General features: G+C 63.3%; 13 protein-coding genes. 3 read left to right on the forward strand and 10 right to left on the reverse strand.

The features are described 5' to 3' along the window. Both E8A46_RS26720 and E8A46_RS26725 read right to left on the reverse strand, forming a co-directional pair. Nucleotides 1–1,097 (reverse strand): DUF2336 domain-containing protein (locus E8A46_RS26720; RefSeq protein ID WP_291567626.1); only part of this gene is annotated, 1,097 nt, incomplete at its 3' end. Between the two features lie 260 nt (nucleotides 1,098–1,357). Beyond that, nucleotides 1,358–1,999 carry a c-type cytochrome gene (locus E8A46_RS26725; protein ID WP_291567627.1) on the reverse strand — a complete coding sequence of 214 codons (642 nt, stop codon included), beginning with the start codon at nucleotides 1,997–1,999 and terminating at the stop codon, nucleotides 1,358–1,360. A 191-nt stretch (nucleotides 2,000–2,190) separates the two neighbouring features. Here E8A46_RS26725 and E8A46_RS26730 point away from each other — a divergent pair, with 191 nt between their 5' ends. Next, a complete protein-coding gene (locus E8A46_RS26730) occupies nucleotides 2,191–3,843 on the forward strand; it encodes a carboxypeptidase regulatory-like domain-containing protein (protein WP_291567630.1) in 1,653 nt (550 codons plus the stop codon). A 91-nt stretch (nucleotides 3,844–3,934) separates the two neighbouring features. On the opposite strand, the gene E8A46_RS26735 is transcribed toward E8A46_RS26730, so the two are convergent. The 7 genes from E8A46_RS26735 to E8A46_RS26765 all read right to left on the reverse strand — a co-directional run bounded on the left by E8A46_RS26735 (nucleotide 3,935) and on the right by E8A46_RS26765 (nucleotide 13,544). Continuing rightward, nucleotides 3,935–5,653, reverse strand: coding sequence for an iron ABC transporter permease (locus E8A46_RS26735; RefSeq protein ID WP_291567632.1), 1,719 nt, complete (start codon nucleotides 5,651–5,653; stop codon nucleotides 3,935–3,937). Nucleotides 5,654–5,975: 322 nt separating this feature from the next. Then, a complete protein-coding gene (locus E8A46_RS26740) occupies nucleotides 5,976–7,040 on the reverse strand; it encodes an extracellular solute-binding protein (protein WP_291567634.1) in 1,065 nt (354 codons plus the stop codon). 21 nt (nucleotides 7,041–7,061) lie between these two features. Continuing rightward, nucleotides 7,062–8,123 carry an ABC transporter ATP-binding protein gene (locus E8A46_RS26745; protein ID WP_291567636.1) on the reverse strand — a complete coding sequence of 354 codons (1,062 nt, stop codon included), beginning with the start codon at nucleotides 8,121–8,123 and terminating at the stop codon, nucleotides 7,062–7,064. 214 nt (nucleotides 8,124–8,337) lie between these two features. Continuing rightward, nucleotides 8,338–9,525: an aminotransferase class V-fold PLP-dependent enzyme gene (locus E8A46_RS26750; RefSeq protein ID WP_291567638.1), complete on the reverse strand. Its 1,188-nt coding sequence runs from the start codon at nucleotides 9,523–9,525 to the stop codon at nucleotides 8,338–8,340. Nucleotides 9,526–9,729: 204 nt separating this feature from the next. Then, on the reverse strand, nucleotides 9,730–10,572 hold the full coding sequence (locus E8A46_RS26755; RefSeq protein ID WP_291567640.1) for an LssY C-terminal domain-containing protein: 843 nt from the start codon (nucleotides 10,570–10,572) through the stop codon (nucleotides 9,730–9,732). A gap of 167 nt (nucleotides 10,573–10,739) precedes the next feature. After that, nucleotides 10,740–11,480, reverse strand: a complete 741-nt coding sequence (locus E8A46_RS26760) for a thermonuclease family protein (RefSeq protein WP_291567647.1) — start codon at nucleotides 11,478–11,480, stop codon at nucleotides 10,740–10,742. A 321-nt stretch (nucleotides 11,481–11,801) separates the two neighbouring features. Next, on the reverse strand, nucleotides 11,802–13,544 hold the full coding sequence (locus E8A46_RS26765) for a hypothetical protein (protein ID WP_291567642.1): 1,743 nt from the start codon (nucleotides 13,542–13,544) through the stop codon (nucleotides 11,802–11,804). 437 nt (nucleotides 13,545–13,981) lie between these two features. Between E8A46_RS26765 and E8A46_RS26770 the strand changes: the two genes are divergently transcribed. Beyond that, nucleotides 13,982–14,851 (forward strand): caspase family protein, encoded by an 870-nt coding sequence (locus E8A46_RS26770; protein ID WP_291567648.1) that lies wholly within the window; start codon nucleotides 13,982–13,984, stop codon nucleotides 14,849–14,851. A gap of 329 nt (nucleotides 14,852–15,180) precedes the next feature. On the opposite strand, the gene E8A46_RS26775 is transcribed toward E8A46_RS26770, so the two are convergent. Beyond that, nucleotides 15,181–16,080: an HlyD family efflux transporter periplasmic adaptor subunit gene (locus E8A46_RS26775; RefSeq protein ID WP_291567644.1), complete on the reverse strand. Its 900-nt coding sequence runs from the start codon at nucleotides 16,078–16,080 to the stop codon at nucleotides 15,181–15,183. A gap of 209 nt (nucleotides 16,081–16,289) precedes the next feature. On the opposite strand from E8A46_RS26775, the gene E8A46_RS26780 reads away from it, so the two are divergent. After that, nucleotides 16,290–17,126, forward strand: coding sequence for a DUF3883 domain-containing protein (locus tag E8A46_RS26780; RefSeq protein ID WP_291567646.1), 837 nt, complete (start codon nucleotides 16,290–16,292; stop codon nucleotides 17,124–17,126). The last annotated feature ends 461 nt before the right edge of the window (nucleotides 17,127–17,587 follow it).

Consider the following 17,587-nt stretch of genomic DNA (forward strand, 5'->3'; position numbering starts at 1 on the left):
ACTTGCCAGAACCTCAGCAAGCGGCGCGCGTTTTCAATGGTCATGGCGGCGAATTGCCGTTCGGCCTCGGCCAATTCGGGCGGTTTCATCGAGCCGCTCGCAAATCGGCTCTCCAGCACCGCGCTAACCGTCTCCCAGCTGAATTGCGCTGCCTTGCACAGCACAAGGACACCGTCGTCGCGGAGGCTTTGCATCAATGGGCGAACCACCTCAATGCTCGATTGCGATAGCTGCGCAAGGGCGGCGATGGTCTCTTCATATTTGCGCTGTCTGGCAAAGCCGGACAGGGCCGCTTCGTTGAGTTCGCCGTTTTCCTTCAGTGTCGCCACGAGGCGCTTGGCTGCGGTGAAGTCGTATGCCCTGGACATATCGCGATTGACGCCTGCGGTGACAGCCGCAATCGCAGTTCGTATTTCCTCGAAGATGTGAGGAGGCGCGCGCGACAAGAGCCGCGCCCGGACCGCTTCGGTCGCCCTGCGCAACAGTTGATCGCGTAGCGCGGGCGGCAGATCGACCCGGACCCCGGTTTCTACCGCCAGTTCGGGGTCGGATTCCGCTTGCGCCACGACGATGGCGAAACCGCTCGCGGAAACCCTCGCACCGGGGTTGCTGACAATCCGGCGACTGACGGACGGGTACCGGCGGGCCAGCAGCGCGTCGGTGACGACTTCCTTCAACCACCAGCGCCCCGCAATCGCCAGCAGATGCTGCTCGCCCTTGGTTTGCGCGACTTCGACCAGATCTTCCGCGCTCAAACGGGCGGATTCCCTCAACACGGGGCCGGCGACGGTGATTTCATCGTTTCTTGCAAGGCGGCGAACCACCGACGGCGGTGCCTGCGAAACCGGTGCGAGCTGTGCGCTCAACTCGGCAAGGGCGATGCGCGCGCTGACATCGGCAATCGCCCGAATCTCGATCGTCTTGATCAGGCGCTCGAGCACACTGTCGAATAGCTCGATTTGCTCGCTTTGATAGCGTCCGGCGGACGACAGAAACAGGTCAGTTACGCGCCTGATCGTTTCCAGGTGCTTTTCCGCCGAACCGCTGCTTAATGCTGTTTCGACTTCGTCGGCAATTGACAGATTTGCGGCTGGCATCGCTCATCCTGAGCGTATTGGAGCGCTGTTCTAGGCGAAGACCAGATCGTACGGGGAAACCCTGAATGTTCCGTAAAGCCGGGAATTGAGCCAACGACCGGCGCGCAACTGGCCCGGCTACCGCAAGCCTGACCGGGGACGGCTTCCACGAAGACCCGGCAAGAGCAATTTCCGCTGGGATCATGCGGTCCCGACCGAGGCGGTGATCACCAGTCGTGAGATAGCGCGGTCGATCCAACCCGCCCGCGCTGCACGGCTCATCACAGCGCGGATAAATATCGCGCCATGGCATCCCGCTCGCTGTCTGTCAGCGCTTGCATGAATTTCGGCATGTCGCCGTTGTTGGTCCTTTCACCGGCGGCGAAGCTGCGCATCGCTGCGGCCAGGTATTCGTAACTGAGCCCTGCCAGCCGCGGCGCCGGCGGGCCTCCCTCAAAATTCGGCTGATGGCATGGCTGGCACTGGGCTAATCCGTTGGGCGGCGCGGAAGCGGCGGCGGCGGATTGCGCCGGCCAGCCCTTGGCCGCGAAATAGGCCGCGATCTTGCGCAGTTCGTCCTGCGCAAGGCCTTTGGCGATGGGGGACATGATCGCCTGGTCGCGATCGCCACTTCTGAAATCGTGCAATTGCTTGACGAGATAGCTCTGCTGCTGACCCCAGATGATCGGAATGGTTTTTGGGTCGGTTGGTACGCCATCCTGACCGTGGCACGCAGCGCACAACTGTACCTTTGCCTCGATGTCGTCGGCGGCACAGGCCGGTAGGGCGGCCATGGCGAAACTGACCCCAGCGCTGAAAATCAGCGAAAACAAACCCTTGAGCATGGCTGCATTCCCCCCTTCCCGTGACTGCGCACGGTGTTTGGCGGGTGCAAGTATCCAAACAAAGCCCGCAAGGCGCAACCCGGCCCGGCTGGTTCCGGTCGTCGCCCGATCATCCCGGCAAATATCGCGCCGAAGCCTATGGAACAGGCTTGTCCTCGCAAACGAGCGGAGTCACGATGCCTTATCCGTCGACTGTCGTTGGAAACAGTCGCGCTCCGAACGGGTCGAGCTTCAAAGCAAAAGAACAAGGTTTTCATTGGGAGGACCGGATGCGAAGCAAACTGATATTGAGCCTGACCGCCAGTGCCGCGGTGATGCTGCTCGATCCGACCATTCAGAAGGTTTGGGCGCAAGACCACGCGGTACTGAGCGGCACCGTCAGCTCCGACGCCGAAGGCCACATGGAAGGTGTCGTCGTCACCGCCAGGAAGCCAAGCTCGATCACCCAGGTCAGCGTGACCACCGATGCGCAAGGCCGCTATAGCTTCCCGGATAACCGCCTCGACCCCGGTGAATATACGCTCAGCATCCGTGCGGTCGGCTACGATATCAGCTCGCTGACCAAGGCGATGGTGGAACCCGAGACCACCACCACGACAGACATCAAGCTCATCAAGACCAGAAATCTCGCCAGCCAGCTCACCAACGCCGAGTGGATGATGAGCATTCCCGGCACCGAAGAGCAAAAGGCGATGTTGCTCAATTGCGTCGGCTGTCACACGGTCGAGCGCATCATGCGCTCGACGCACGATTCCGACGAGTGGACGCAGGTCATCCCCCGCATGATGGGTTATGGCGCCGTGAGCCAGCCGATCAAGCCGCAACCCATGTTGGACAGGGCCCGCGCGGGCACGCCGGAGCAATACCGCAAGATGGCCGACTATCTCGCGACCATCAATCTGAGCTCGGTCGACCATTGGCCGTACGAGTTGAAGACGCTGCCGCGGCCAAAGGGCCGGGACACCCGCGCCATCGTCACCGAGTACGACATGGTGCGGCCGACCACCGAGCCGCACGACATTCTGGTCGATAAGGAAGGCAACGTCTGGTATTCGGACTTCGGCGAGATGTTCATCGGCAAATTCAATCCGAAGTCGCTCAAGCTCACCGAATATCCGATCAGGAAATTCAAGGATAAGGCGCCGACCGGACTCCTGAGCCTCGACTTCGACCATGCCGGCAAGATCTGGTTCGACACGATGTACCAGGGCTCACTCGGCAGCCTCGACCCCAAGACCGGCGAAATTTCCTATTATCCGCTGGCCCCCGAATTCAACGATGACCGGGTGCAGCTGAATTTCACCGGACTGCACCACGAGGTCGACGGCAAGGTGTGGACCAAGAGCGTCGGCACGCAGGACATCTACCGGGTCGATCTGGCGACCAACACATGGGAGAGGTTCCGTCCGACCGACCTGCTGCCCGACGTCAAGAATGTCAGCATTTATGAGGTCAAGGCGGATTCCAGGAACAATCTCTGGATGGCTGAATACACCGAAGGCCATCTTGGCAAGATCGACGCGAAGACGAAGGAAGTGACCTGGTACGACATGCCCACCGCGCACGCCCGGGCTCGCCGCCTGGAAATCGACGATCAGGACCGCGTCCTGGTGGCCGAATATCGGACCAGCAAGGCTGCGCTGTTTGACAGCAAGACGAAAACATTCACTGAATACATCCTGCCGGAATACACATTCCCGTACCGGGCCGATTTCGACAAGAACGGTGAAATCTGGGCCTCCACGATGAGCACCGATCGCGTGGTGCGGCTCGATCCCAAGACCGGCGGCACGGTTCAGTATCTGATGCCGTCCGACACCAACATGCGCACGGTGTTCGTCGACAATTCGACGACACCGGTGACCTTCTGGGTCGGCAGCAACCACGACCACCGGATCGTCAAAGTGGAGCCGCTCGACTAGGTCCCGGCAAAGGGGCGGTGCGTAGGTTCGAGAATTCGCATGCTGCCCGGTAAAGGCGGGCGAGGCCGCACACGGCGACCTTGCCCGTCAGCTAGTTCCGCAGCCGCGTGCCGGCGTTGGTTCCGAATATCGGAATCCGGTTGACGGCGAGCACTACTGCGAAGGTGATCACCAGCATCGCGATGCCGAGCACGGAGATCGCGGCGAGATCGCCGCTTTCGTTGAGATCGTAGATCAGGACGCTGATCACCTTGGTCTGCGAGGTGAACAGCACGATGGCTGCTGAAAGCTCCCGCATCACGCCGATAAAGATAAAACACCATGTCGCGATCACGCCGGTGCGCAGCAGCGGCGCGGTGATCTGGAGCAGCGACCGCAGCCTTGTCGCGCCGAGAATGCGGCTGGCATCCTCGAGTTCGGGATGGATGGTGGCGAAAGCCGCCTGCAGTTGCTGGTAGGCCGACGGCAGGTTGATGGTCAGGAACGCGATCAAGAGGATCCACAGCGTGCCGTACAGTACGAAGGGCGGCCTCGTATAGCTCAGGAACAGGCCGACGCCGAGCACGATGCCGGGCACGGCGACCGGCGCGGTGGCGAGAAAGCCGAGGATGCGATGCCCCGCGATCACGCGGCGGGTCGTGACATAGGCGATGACCAGCGCGAGCATGGTGCCGATGGTCGCGGTCGCGGTGCCCAGGATGACGGTGTTTTTCAGCGCCAGCTGGGTCGACGACAGCTCGGTGAACACGAACACGATATTGTGCAGCGTGAAGGTCGACGGCGTCACCAGCGTGGTTGCGTTCGGCGAGAACGCCGCGTTGAGCAGCGCGAAATACGGCAGAAATACCGGATTGAGCAGCATCACGAGGCAGAACGCCAGCGCCGCCCAGCGCCACTTCTTCATTTCAACCCGGCGCGGCGCGCCATATTTGCCGCCCAGCACCGAATAGCCGCGGCGTCCGAGAATGAACTTCTGTGCCTGCAGCAGCAAGATCGTCAGGATCAGCAGCGGCACCGCGGCGGCGGCGGCGAGTTCGAGTTTCGGCGGATACTGGAACAGGCTCCAGATCTTGGTGGTCATGGTGTGAAAGCCGGCCGGCAGTGCCAGGATCGCCGGCGAGCCGAACAGCGTCATGGCCTGCAGAAACGCGATCAACGCGCCAGCGACGAGGGCGGGCAGCGCCAGCGGGATCGTCACGCGCCGCGCCGTGGTCCAGGCGTTGCCGCCGAGAATCGCGGACGCATCCTCGAGTTCGCCGGGCATGTTATCGAGCGCATTGGCGACGAGCACGAACACGAACGGGAAGGTGTAGCAGGAAATCACGAAAATGACCCCGGCCAGCGAATAGATGTTGAACAGATGCTCGTCGGCCTCAGCCCCCGTGATGACGCGATAGAGCTGGTTGAGCAATCCGCTGTTGGGCGCCGCCAGCAATTCCCATGCGACCGCGCCGAGGAACGGCGGCGTCACGAACGAGGCCGTGACCAGCGCGCGGATGAACTGCCGCCCGGGCATGTCGGTGCGCGATACCAGCCAGCCCATGGGGGCGGCGACAACGCAGCAGAGGATGGCGGAGGTGGTGGCAATGATCGCGGTGGTGGCGAGCGGGTCGAGGAAATCGGGGTCGGTAAACAGCGTGACGAAATTCTGCAGTGTCAGGTGGTTGGCCTTGTCGGTGACGCTGTAGATGGCAAGCCACGACATCGGCAGTACGATCAGCGCAACCATGAACGCCGCGAACAGCCAGAGAACCGGCTTGGTCCAGTCGATCTTGGCACGGGGGGTGTCGATGCTGGTTGTAATGGTCATGTTGTCTTCAATCCGGGTTATGGACGCTGCGCCGCAGAACCCCCTCTCCCCGCCTGCGGGGAGAGGGTTGGGGTGAGGGGGACTCGCCGTCGGCTCGGAGCTAAAGGAGAATCCCCCTCACCCGAAGCCTTCGGCTTCGACCTCTCCCCGCAAGCGGGGAGAGGTGAAAATGGCATGCGGCCGGCGATGGTCATATTGTCCGCGAGTCAGATTTTCCCCTCATCCTGAGGAGCGGCGCAGCCGCGTCTCGAAGGATGAGAGCATATGGTGGCCTCATGATTCGAGACGGCGCGTATGCGCCTCCTCACCATGAGGGGGATGGTTACACCCGAAACAGCCGCGCATAGCGTGTCTTGATCTCTTCCGCCATCTTCTCGACCCCGGCGGGGTCTTCCTTCATCAACTTGATGTCGGCAATACTGCGGCGGCCCGGCTTCGCCTGCACCTGCGGATGAACCGAGTATTGCGCCGTGAAGTCGGTGAAGAACTGCTGGGTTTGGCGCGTGTGCAGCCACGCCTGAAACAGCCTGGCGGCATTGGGGTGAGGCGCGCTGGCGAATATTCCGGTTGGGCCCGAGATCGTCGGCGTGCCCTCGGCCGGATACACCGGCTCGACCGGCTGGCCCGCTTCCTTCAGCAGCACGGCGTTATACTCGTTGCCGTCGGCCATGACGGCGCGCTCGCCCAGCGCCAGCTTCTTCGGCGGGTCGGTCGAGGACTGCACCTGCATGACGCGCTGCTTCGACAGCTTCTCTAGGTAATCCCACCCCAGCTCGCGAACCAACTGGAACGTCGTCGTCATGATGGTGCCGCTATAGGCGGGATGACCCTTTACCATTTTGCCGGCCCATTTCGGATCCAGCAGATCGGAAAAGCTGTTCGGCGCGTCTTCGGGTTTCACAAGGCGGGTGTTGTAGGCGATCGACGACAGCCAGATCCGCGTGGTGGCGAACATGCCGTCGGGATCGCGATATTCCTGCGGAAAAAATTTCGCGACGTCTTCCGAGACAAAGGGCGCCAGCCAGCCGTTGTTCTTCCAGGGGATGAAGTGCGACGCATCGGCGCTGTTGACCACGTCGGCAGCGTGGATGCCGGATGCAAATTCCTGTTCGATGCGCTGAAACAGCCGCTCGGAGCCGGCGCGCTCGATCTGCACCTGGATATCCGGATATTCCGTCTCGAAGGCGCGGCCGAGTTTTTCCCCTACCGGCAGGTCCATCGGGGAATACAGCACGACCCTGGCTTCTTTTTTCGCCGCTTCGATCAGCTCGCGCGTGATCGCCACCGGTTCCGGGGCGGCGGCCCTGAGCGGTGCGGCGAATAAAGTGAATCCAAGCGCGGCCGATCGCTTGATGACGTCGCGCCTCGACAGTTTTCGCCGCTTCATCGTGTTCCCTCCGCCCGCTGCCTACCGGCTGAGTGCCCGGCAGCGTTCGGCCGGCAGCGTCAGCCAGACCTCGGTGCCGGCGGGAACGGCGGTTTGCGTCGATGTAATCGCGCGCAGCGTCGTGCCGTCCGCGGTCTCGACCATGTAGTCGCGGTTGGCGCCGAGAAACACCTGGCGGGTCACGACGGCCCTGACGGTATTGTCGGGTATTGCCGGCGCCGTGACCGAAAGCTGGATATCGTGCTGGCGGATCGCGACCGCGGCGCTCTGGTTGGGCGTCAGTTTCGCGCCCACCACCCGCAAGGTCGCGCCGGCAAACGAGATGTGGTTCTCGTCGCGCGCGGTGCCCTTGAGCACATTGCTGGCGCCGATGAAGCGGGCGACGAATTCGGATTGCGGCCGGTCGTAAATATCTTCCGGCGTGCCGAGCTGATCGATTTTTCCGCCATTCATGACCGCGATCAGGTCGGCGGTGGTCATCGCCTCGGACTGGTCGTGGGTGACGTAGACCGTGGTATAGCGATATTGGTCGTGCAGCCTGCGGATCTCAAAGCGCATCTCCTCGCGCAGATTGGCGTCGAGGTTGGAGAGCGGTTCATCCAGCAAGAGAGTTTCCGGCTCGACCACCAATGCGCGCGCCAGCGCGACGCGCTGCTGCTGTCCGCCCGACAATTCGCCGGGATAGCGTTGCGCCAGGATTTCGAGCTTGGTGGTGGCCAGGATCGCGGCGAGTTTTTTCGCGATGGTGTCGCGGTCGAGTTTGCGCAAGCGCAGTCCATAGACGATGTTCTCGGCGACCGTCATGTGCGGCCACAGCGCGTAGCTCTGGAAGATCATCGACATCTTGCGCTGCTCGGGCGGCATGGTGCGCGCGGCCGAGGATACCAGCCGGTCGCCGACATGGATCTCGCCGTCCGAGGGCTCGAGGAATCCGGCGATCAGCCGCAGCGTCGTGGTCTTGCCGCAACCCGAGGGGCCCAGCAGGCAGACCAGCTGCCCGTGGTCGATCCGCAGCGAGACATTATCTACGACCGCCAGCGATCCAAATCGCTTGGTCAGGCCACGCAATTCAACGGACGCCAATCACTTCACTCCCTGGTTTCTTTGCGCGCATTCTGCCGCGATCAGGTCGACGCCGTCGGCGCAAACCTGAACGCGGTGCAAAACCGCTGTCCAGCCGGATCAAGTCCGGCGGCGTGCTTCTGCGGAAATACGCGTGCGCCGTTGTCGGCCTGTTATTTATCGCCAGATCAATATAAGCACAAATGACGGGGTGCCGAAAAGCCTTGAGGCGCCCTCACGCGGTCACAGTTTCGCCGAGCCAGTCGATGGCGGCCTCGACGCCGCCGCGGCCATGCGGGATGCCGAGCGCATGGAGGGCAACCTCGATGACGCCGAGGGTGCCCAGGATCATCGGCGCGTTGACATGCCCCATATGGGCGATCCGGAACGCCTGGCCGGCGAGTTCACCGATCCCGACCCCGAGCACCACCCCGCATTTTTCCTTGCAATAGCGCTGCAGCGCCACCGGATTGTGGCTGCTCGCCATCACCACGGTCGTGACCGTGTCCGACCGCTCGCCGGCCTCGGCGATGTTGAAGCCGAGCACCTGGCCTTGCGCCCAGATCGCCACCGCGCGACGCACCGCTTCGGCGAGCAGCCGATGCCGCAGGTACACGTTCGGTAGCCCCTCCTCGGTGATCATGTCGATGGCCTGGCGCAGCGCGAACAATAGATGGATCGGCGCGGTGCCGCCGAATTTCCGGTAATTTTCGGCGAGGTCGCGCTCGGTCCAATCCCAATAGGGCGTGCGCATCCCGGCCGTCTTGTGCACCTGGTGGGCGCGGTCGTTGACGGCACAGAAGCTGAGGCCGGGTGGCGTCATCAGGCCCTTCTGCGAGCCGGACATCGCGACATCGATGCCCCAGGCGTCCATTTCGAAGAGCATGCAGCCGAGCGAGGCCACGGTGTCGACCAGGAACAGCGCGGGGTGACCGGTCGATTTGATCGCCTTGCCGATCGCCTCGATGTCGTTGACCGCGCCGGAGGCGGTGTCGATCTGCACCGCCAGGATCGCCTTGATGCTGTGGTCCTTGTCCTGGCGCAGGCGGGCTTCGACCTCGGCGGGGCGAATGGCGCGGCGCCAGTCGCCCTTGAGCACTTCGACGTCGGCGCCCATCGCGGCCGCCGCGTTGCCCCAGCCGACCGCGAAGCGGCCGCTTTCCAGCACCAGGATCTTGTCGCCGCGCGACAGCACGTTGCTGATCACGGCTTCCCACGCGCCGTGGCCGTTGGCGATGTAGATGTAGGAGCGGCCCTTGGTGGCAAACAGTTTGCTGAGATCGCGCAGCAGGCCTTCGGTCAGTTGCACCATCTGGTCGGAATAGATGTCGAGCGCCGGACGGTGCATCGCCTGCAGCACCTCGTCGGGCATCGTGGTGGGTCCGGGAATCGCCAGGAATTCCCGGCCCGCGCGAACGACCATTTCTGTTGTTCCTTGTTGGTTTGCCTTGAGGGAAGGGATGCCGGGGAATGGCGGGAAATTCAAGTGAGATCAGGATGATAATATGTTGATGCCGTCATTGCGAGCGGCAGCGAAGCAATCCAGAGCCGCGAAGAATGACTGGGTTGCGTCGTCGCTAACGCTCCCTCGCAATGACGGAAAAACAGGGCGAACTTTGGCGTCCCGCTATTTTGGCAGCGCATCGGCAAGCGCGTGCCAGATCTGATCCTTGATCTCGGTCGCCGGCGGCGACGGAATGATGTCGGCCGGCCCGGTTCGCTTTTGGCACGCCACCACCAGCCGCAGAATCCACACCTCGCCGTCGGTGTAATAGGAATCGCCGCCGCCGTTGCGTCCGGTCAAGGTGACGCCGACGCCGGTCACCTGATATTTGGCGTCGACCATGCGGGCGGCTTCGAGGTCGGCGGCGATGAGCTTGCGCTCGGCGTCGATATCGGCCGCAATGTGGTGGGTGATGGCGCCGGTATAGTGGCTGACGCCGACGCTGCGATCGAAGGTCGCGTCGCCGAGCCAGACCGGGCGCTTCTCCTCGCCCTGGTCCAGCACCTTCCAGAACCGCACGTGATGGCGGTGATCGGCGCTGTTGCCGACCGGTTTTTCGAAGGCGAGGTCCTCGCGCCGGCCGAGGTAGAACAGCGGGCTGACGGGGGCGTCGCGATAGGGACGGTCGAGCAGCACGCTGCCGGCGATCTCGATCGACGAGCGCAAGGTCACGGGGTCGGCGGGATACCAGCCGGCGGCCTGCATGGCGCAGAGCACGTCGAGCTTGTCGCCGATCAGCCCGACATTGATCGGATCGCCGGGAATGCCCTGCGCCGTCCGCGTCACCATCGGCAGGTCGGCGAGGCCGCGCTGGTGCTCGTGGTGGCTCCATAACGCCGGTAGCGCGACATAGGCGAGGACGGTGTAGGCTATGAGGACGCCGAGTGCGATCAGCAGGAACCGCTCCAGCCGCGAACGATCGGGGCGCCGGTCCAGGGATTCCAGATCGTCGTAAAGGTCGGACAATGGGCCGCGCTCTTGCAATTTAGCTGAGAACTACGTGTTTTCGCAGCAGGGGCTTCTTCCTTCGAGACGCGCTCCTGGCGGAGCGCTCCTCAGGATGAGGTCTAAACCCTCATGGTGAGGAGCGCGCACTTGCGCGCGTCTCGAACCATGAGGCCACCGGATAAGCCCTACCGCCGGGTCTCGCGGCAGCCCGCGGCTTCGGCCTCGTCGACTGAACAGAACCAGCGCGTGCCCTTTGAGATCTTCATCTCGATCTTGGCATACCAGCGGCTCTTGGGCGTGTGATAGATGCATTCGCCGGCATGATTGACGTTGCCCTTGATGGTGCAGTCGGGCGAGGGCGCGACCGATCCCGACGCCGACGCCAGCAGGATCGCGTGGGCGTTCTCGGGCGGCTTGGCGGCGCCGAGAATCGCGGTCTTCTTGTTGCGGACCCGCCAGTCCCACGGCGCGATGAACGCGCCCTGCCACATCCCGGCCTTGGCCTCGCGCGCGGCCTTTTCGTCGTCGTCGTAGTCATGGGAAACCCGCACATAGGACAAGGCCCAGCCGTTCTTCACCAGCCATTTCTGGATGTCCTCGCCGTCGACCTCGCATCGCGCCACGATGCGGCCGCGGCGGTCGGCGGCCGCCTGGCGCACGTGACAGGTCCAGGTCTTGTTGTCGGCGTGCTTGATCAGCTCGTCGCGCGCGGCGACGCCGCAGGTCCAGCGTTCGCCCGAATTGTTGAGGCAGAGCTGGTCGACCGACGGCGCGTCGATGCCGCCGAGCCGAATCCTTGTATTGCCGATCTGGACGTTGTCGCCCTCCCGGACTTTCGCGGTCCCGGTGATGTCGGCGGCCTGTGCCGGGATCGGCACGAGTAGCACCGGCAACAGAACTGCGAACATCGCGAACCGGAGTCTCATGAACATGTGAAAGCGGCCCGTTCAAAATGGAATCGTCGGACAATGATGCCGCATTGTGGTGCGGATTGGGCCTCGGCGCCAGCGGCCGCTGCGGAAATGCGCCCTCAACTTTGTGCGACGGCGTGATGAGTGACGCGAGCGGGGCTTCACTTACCCTCCCCTGGAGGGGGAGGGTCGGCTCACATTGAGCGTAGCGAAATGCGAGACGGGGTGGGGTGATCTCTCAACTCGGGCACCGTTAGAGGTGAGAGACCGTCACCCCACCCCGCCGCTTCGCGTCGACCCTCCCCCTCAAGGGGAGGGTGAAGTGACGCGCGGACTCTACGACGACCCCACCCCCCGCAGCATCGCTTGGCGTGCCAGCGCAAGGCCCATCAGCACGAAGGCCGAGGTGACTTCGGGGCCGCCGACCAGGATGCGGGTCGGGGTCTTCATCTTGTTCCACTCATAGGCCCGATAAGGCCCATGGCGGCCGCCTTCGCCAAGATGGCGGACGATGCAATGCAGTGCCGGCGTGAAGCTCGCGGGATCAGCGCCGAGATGGCCGAGCGCGATCAGCGCCAGCGCCGCGTCGAAGGCGTTCATCTCGCCCTTGATCAGCTCGTCCTGCACATAGGAAAGCACATGGCCGCGGATCACGGCGAATGCGCCGTCGGGATCGATCGCAGCCCGCGCGGCTACCGGCAACGCCATGAAGGCGGCATAGCAGCGGCCGAAATAGGCGCAGTACAGCTCCGGCAGATAATAGATGTGCGAGCGCGGGTCGGCGAAGGCGCCGCTTTCCGCCAGCCGCCTCTGGAAGCCGATGATGCCGCGCAGCGTGTCCAGCCGCTGCGGCGTCTGAAGGATGTTCCAGCGCGCGAGGTTGCGGAAGCTGACCTCGAGGATGTCGAGATTGAGCGTCGGGTCGAGGTCGTTGCCATAGGGCCGTTCGCCCCGGATGCTGTCGATCCAGGTGACGACGCCGCCCTCGTAGTCGATGTTGTCGTTGATCGGCACCGTCACCCTGGGCTCGTTGGCGCCGAGGCTGACCTGATGCCCCCGATAGAAATCCACCAGCGGTTGGTCGAGCATCGGATCATCCGAGCCGGCCTGCGTCGCCGCCGAGAACGCGCAGGCGGTGGTGTCGCAATCCGGCACGTAGACGCCGAAGCCGAGGTCCTGCTTGATCTCGGTGAAGAACCGCGAAAACCGCGGATGCGGGTGCGGCGCGATCGCGGTGACCACGTCGAAGGCGCGGCCGTCGGGGCTGCGCACCTGCTCGCGGCTGGCGGCAAGGCAGAAATCGACCATCGCCGCGATCGCGCGGCGCGCGGCGCCGGCCTCGTCCGGTGACGCGAGGCCGGTCTCGACAAAGCTCAACAGCGCCTCGGTGAAGAACGCGTCGTAATAGGCCGAGCGGTGGCGGATCTGCATTGGCTGCCACATCGGCTCGGCGATGCCCTTCCACGCCGGGCTGATCAGGGCGCGGGCCGGCGAGCGGGCGATGAAGACCCGCGCCAGGTTGAACAACAGCGTCGAGTTCTTGTAGCCGCGGGCGTTCAGCCCGGTCAGCGCCATCAGGAATTCGCGGCCGCGCAGATCGGGATCGCCGATCAGGTTGAACGCGGCGTAAGCCGGGATGAAGCCGTTTTTACCGAACGAGCGCAGCAGATGCGCGCCGCAGACGCGGATCACCCGCTCGATGTCGGCCAGATCAGGCGCCGGCGCTTCCGGAACGCCGGCCGGCTTCGGCTGCGGGTGGTGCAGGTCGATGGTGTCCAGAAGTGCGGCCACCGGCGCGCCGACCGCGGCCCAGTCCGGCTCGGCGTCGTCGCGCGCCCGCGTCAAGGCCTCGCGCAGGCCGTGCAGCGTGGCGGGGTCGTTGAGCTCGGGCAGCCCGGTGCGCCGCAGCAGCGGGCGCAGCGCCGGATTGCCGAGCGCGGTTTTGTAGAATTTGGCGAGGTGGGCGTCGCCGCCGGCGCCGTTGAGCAGCAGGGGATCGCAGACGTCATACAGCGACGGACCGTCCTTCCGGACCGTCAGCGCGCGGTAGGCGGCCCCGGCGAGGTCTTGAAAAGCCATCAAACTTTCTTTCGGACCGTTGCGCGCGGTTTGGCCGCACGTCGCTTCCGGGCTGAACCGAACCCGCACCCGCGGCGGCCGGCCGTCCTCCCTGGAACCTGCAGTTGGCCGAAAAATGGCATGAAAGCGCAAGAAAAACAAAGAAATAGCTGGGCAAATGCCGCAAAAGCCACCGGGAAATGCCGGTGTGACCGACATCACAGCCCGAAAGCCCGGCCGGGCAGCAGCTTTCGGCCGGTAACCAAGGCCGGCGCTGGCCCCTGTCAAGCTACAAATCAGGTTGCCGCTGGGGGGCCTGCAGGTTAAGGGTTTGTTTGTTGCGGTGCCGCAAATTGAGCACAATTGGACGGCAAATCACCGGCACCCCCGAAAACCGAGCAGGCGTTGGCGCGACTAATGGTTCGCGCGTCGGACAGTGGTCAGGAATGAGAAGCGTGATGGATCTCGGCAAGCTTGGCATCTCCCGCCGTTCGGTCGCCATGACCGCCGCATTGGTCGGCATGGTGTCGCTGGCGATCGGCGCCCATGCCGCGCTGAACATGCGCGCGCTGGATGCCGCCAAGGCGGTCACCGCCGAAGACGCCAATGCGATCGCCGGCCGCCCCTCGCGGATCGCGCTGGTGATCGGCAACGGCCATTATCCCGACGCCAACGCGCCTTTGACCCAGCCGATCAACGATGCCCGCGCGCTGACCGCGAGCCTGCGCCGCGACGGCTTTGACGTCGATGTGGTGGAAGACGCCACCAAGGACGACATGACCCGCGCCATCGCCCGGCTGAAATCCAAGATCAAGCCGGATTCCGTGGTGATGCTGTTCTTCGGCGGCTATGGCGTCCAGGCCGGCCGCGAGAGCTACATGATCCCGGTCGATGCCACGATCTGGAAGGAAGCCGATGTGCGCCGCGACGGCGTCAGCGTCGAATCCGTGCTCGAGGCGATGAAGGAGCACGGCGCCTGCGCCAAGCTTGTCGTGCTCGACGCCTCGCGCCGCAATCCCTACGAACGCCGCTTCCGCACCTTCTCCCACGGGCTCGCCCCGATCAGCATGCCCGACAATGCCCTGCTCCTGACCTCGGCGACGCCGGGCCAGGTGGCGGACGATTCCCGCGGCCAGCATTCGGTGCTGGTGACCGAGCTGTTGAATAATCTCACCGCCAGGGAATCTGAAAAGGCCGCGATGGCGGCCGAAGCCGTCTTCAACAACACCCGCGTCGCGATCTCTCGCGCCTCCGACGGCGCCCAGGTCCCCGCGGTCTCCTCCTCTTTGCTCGAAGACGTCCGCTTCGGCGCCAACGCCGGCAGCTGAACGAGCGGGTAGCTGAGCGAGCGTCCGTAGCTGAGCTAACGGCGCTCCTCACCTTCACTAGCTAACACCACCGCTGCGTCACCCCCCCTCCCCGACCCTCCCCCGCAAGGGGGGAGGGAGCTCACCGTCATTGCCGAGGGAGCAGTGTTTCAGCACTGATGGCCCCGCCGCACACTGAGCAGAAATTACGACGCTTCCAGTGTTATTCGCGGCACGCTCTCTCGCTCCCTCCCCCCTTGCGGGGGAGGGTTGGGGAGGGGGGTAGCCCCACGCTCGGACGCCGCTGATGGATTCGAAATCGGCGCTGCGAGTTCGCTCAGACCGGAATCCTAATTCCCCGCCGCCGCGGCGGTCACCGGCCGCACCGGGTCGCCTTCGCGCAACAAGGCGCCGGCGCGGGCGACCACGATGTCGCCCTCGGTCAGCCCTTCCTTGATTTCGACCTGGCCGCCGTCCATCAGCCCGATCTCGACCCGCTTGGTCTCGACCCGCGCCCGCCGCACCACCTGCACCACGGTGCCGGCCGAGCCATAGAGCACCGCGGTGAGCGGCACCGAGACGCCGCAGCTCTGGCCGGTCTTGATCATCGCGCGGCCCGATGAATTCACCAAGAGCTTGCGGTTGGTGGTGACGCTGACGATCACCTGGCCGAGCTGGGTGTTGGGCTCGACAATGGGGGCGACGCGGCGCACCTTGCCGTCGACCTCGCCGGCGCCGATGATCTTGATCCGCGCGGTCTGGTTGACCGCGAGCCGCGCCAGATACTCGGTCGGCACCATCCCGATCAGGTCGAACTCGCTGCGCGCGATGATGGAAAACAGCGCCTCGCCGCGCGGCGAGGCGGCGGCACCGACCACCGCCGTGGAGTTCGCGATCAGCCCGGCGACCGGCGCGGTGACCTGAACCGAGCCGCCTTCGGGCAGAGTGAGCCGGGCCAGCGCCTGGCCTGCGGTGACGGTATCGCCGGCATCCGCCATGATCTCCGCGACCTTCAGCCCCGGCCGATCCGGGCGGACCATGGTCTCCTCGCGCGGGATCACCAGGCCGGAAACCTCGACCATGTTGGGAAAGCAGAATTTTGCTGCCTTCAGCACCGTGACGGTGGCGCCCTTCGGGCCATCCTTCGGCGCATCGGGCTCGTCGGCGGCGAGGGCGTGGGTGGTGAGGGCGAGGGCGAGGAGGGCGGCGAGGGGGATTCGCGAGGGGGTGTATGCGGCGAAAGGAGTCATCGGCATTCCCGTTCAGTTTCAGAGATATCGATATCAGAAGGATGGCGCGGGAGCCAAGCGGACTTCCAAAAGTGGGTATATGGTATCAAAGTATCGGGAAAATTCAGATAACACATTCTGGCTAAACAACAGTTCGGCGGTCAACGCTCGCCTCGAGCGTAGAGCGGACCTAGCGTTAAAAAAATCCGGCCTTAACGCAGTTCGAGGATATGGCTGACCAAGACAAAATCGGAAAACCATGGAACGATGATGAGCTCGATGCCATTGTCGCCGATTACTTTTCGATGTTGAGGGCTGAGCTGTCTCGGCAGCCGTATGTCAAATCTCACCATAGTGCCGTCCTTATGGAACAGATCGGGCGAACGCATCGATCCGTGGAGTTCAAGCACCAAAACATTTCAGCCGTTTTGGAAGAAATGGGATTGCCTTGGATCATCGGCTACAAGCCAAAGAGAAATTATCAGGAGTCGATCTTTGGCGCGATTGACCGGTATCTCTCGTCGAACGAAGATGTAGCCTACCATCAACTACCTCCGAAAGTGCTCGCGGTTAGCGATGATGCCACTACCTTTGTGAAGGCTCCGGAGTTGCAGCCACCGTCTGAAAGGCCTTGGCAGCTTGAGCGGCTGGTCAGAAAATTCGACCCTGTGGAACGTGATCTTCGCAACCGATCATTGGGACGAGCGGGTGAAGAATTTGTATTGGAGGTAGAAAAGAAGAAGCTCGAAAAATTTAAGCGGCCCGATCTGTCGAAAAAAATAAGATGGGTATCGGCGGAGGAGGGCGATGGCGCAGGATACGATATCCTTTCTTTCGAGCCCGACGGCCGAGAGCGTTTAATAGAAGTAAAAACGACGAACGGAGCAGCTAGAACACCGTTCTTTCTTTCTGAAAATGAATGTCAAAGGGCTGCCGCATCTTCGAAGTCATGGCGTTTGTATCGCGTACATTCATTCGCCCAGAGTCCGCGGATCTTTCTAATAGCTCCTCCTCTGAATGAGATGCTTAACTTGCGTCCCGATACTTGGCGCGCGTCGTTTTCTTGATCGCAGAACACCCGGCAGGATCGCAATTGCCTTCACGTACGTAGGCGAAATCGCAGGGCGAGCGGTGTCATGGCGACCCGTGAGTGATAAGACGGGGCGTGGAGGAGAGTCGCTTTCGCCCTCGCTCTTTCGGGCGATCGCGGACAGGTCGACTGATTTGCCCGACGGGCTATTTTGTAATTTTGCTGTCTAGCCCGTCTGAAAAAAATATTTCTCTTCTCACCACCCCCAAATCACAGGCATCCTTCGCGTATCCCGTCCCACAAGAGGGGCGTATCGCGATCGTCACGGTTCGTTGGGTGCGGGATGCGGTGGACGCTGTGGCGCTGCAGACGAGCGGCGCGAAGCGGACGGCGAAGTCGTGTGGTCCTGACGCCCCGACGCTGGCGTCAAGTTCTTGAGAAGCAAGCTTCTCAGGGGCGACGGGGGCAAGAAAGCCCGGTCCCCGGGGAGAGCACGAA

Origin of the sequence: Bradyrhizobium sp. (assembly GCF_004799445.1) — a bacterium.
Lineage (GTDB): Bacteria > Pseudomonadota > Alphaproteobacteria > Rhizobiales > Xanthobacteraceae > Bradyrhizobium.

Coding starts and splice junctions, on each gene's coding strand:
- E8A46_RS26765 (WP_291567642.1), bottom strand. CDS start 13,544: ATGGCTTTTCAAGACCTCGCCGGGGCCGCCTACCGCGCGCTGACGGTC.
- E8A46_RS26730 (WP_291567630.1), top strand. CDS start 2,191: ATGCGAAGCAAACTGATATTGAGCCTGACCGCCAGTGCCGCGGTGATG.
- E8A46_RS26760 (WP_291567647.1), bottom strand. CDS start 11,480: ATGAGACTCCGGTTCGCGATGTTCGCAGTTCTGTTGCCGGTGCTACTC.
- E8A46_RS26735 (WP_291567632.1), bottom strand. CDS start 5,653: ATGACCATTACAACCAGCATCGACACCCCCCGTGCCAAGATCGACTGG.
- E8A46_RS26780 (WP_291567646.1), top strand. CDS start 16,290: ATGGCTGACCAAGACAAAATCGGAAAACCATGGAACGATGATGAGCTC.
- E8A46_RS26775 (WP_291567644.1), bottom strand. CDS start 16,080: ATGACTCCTTTCGCCGCATACACCCCCTCGCGAATCCCCCTCGCCGCC.
- E8A46_RS26740 (WP_291567634.1), bottom strand. CDS start 7,040: ATGAAGCGGCGAAAACTGTCGAGGCGCGACGTCATCAAGCGATCGGCC.
- E8A46_RS26770 (WP_291567648.1), top strand. CDS start 13,982: ATGGATCTCGGCAAGCTTGGCATCTCCCGCCGTTCGGTCGCCATGACC.
- E8A46_RS26750 (WP_291567638.1), bottom strand. CDS start 9,525: ATGGTCGTTCGCGCGGGCCGGGAATTCCTGGCGATTCCCGGACCCACC.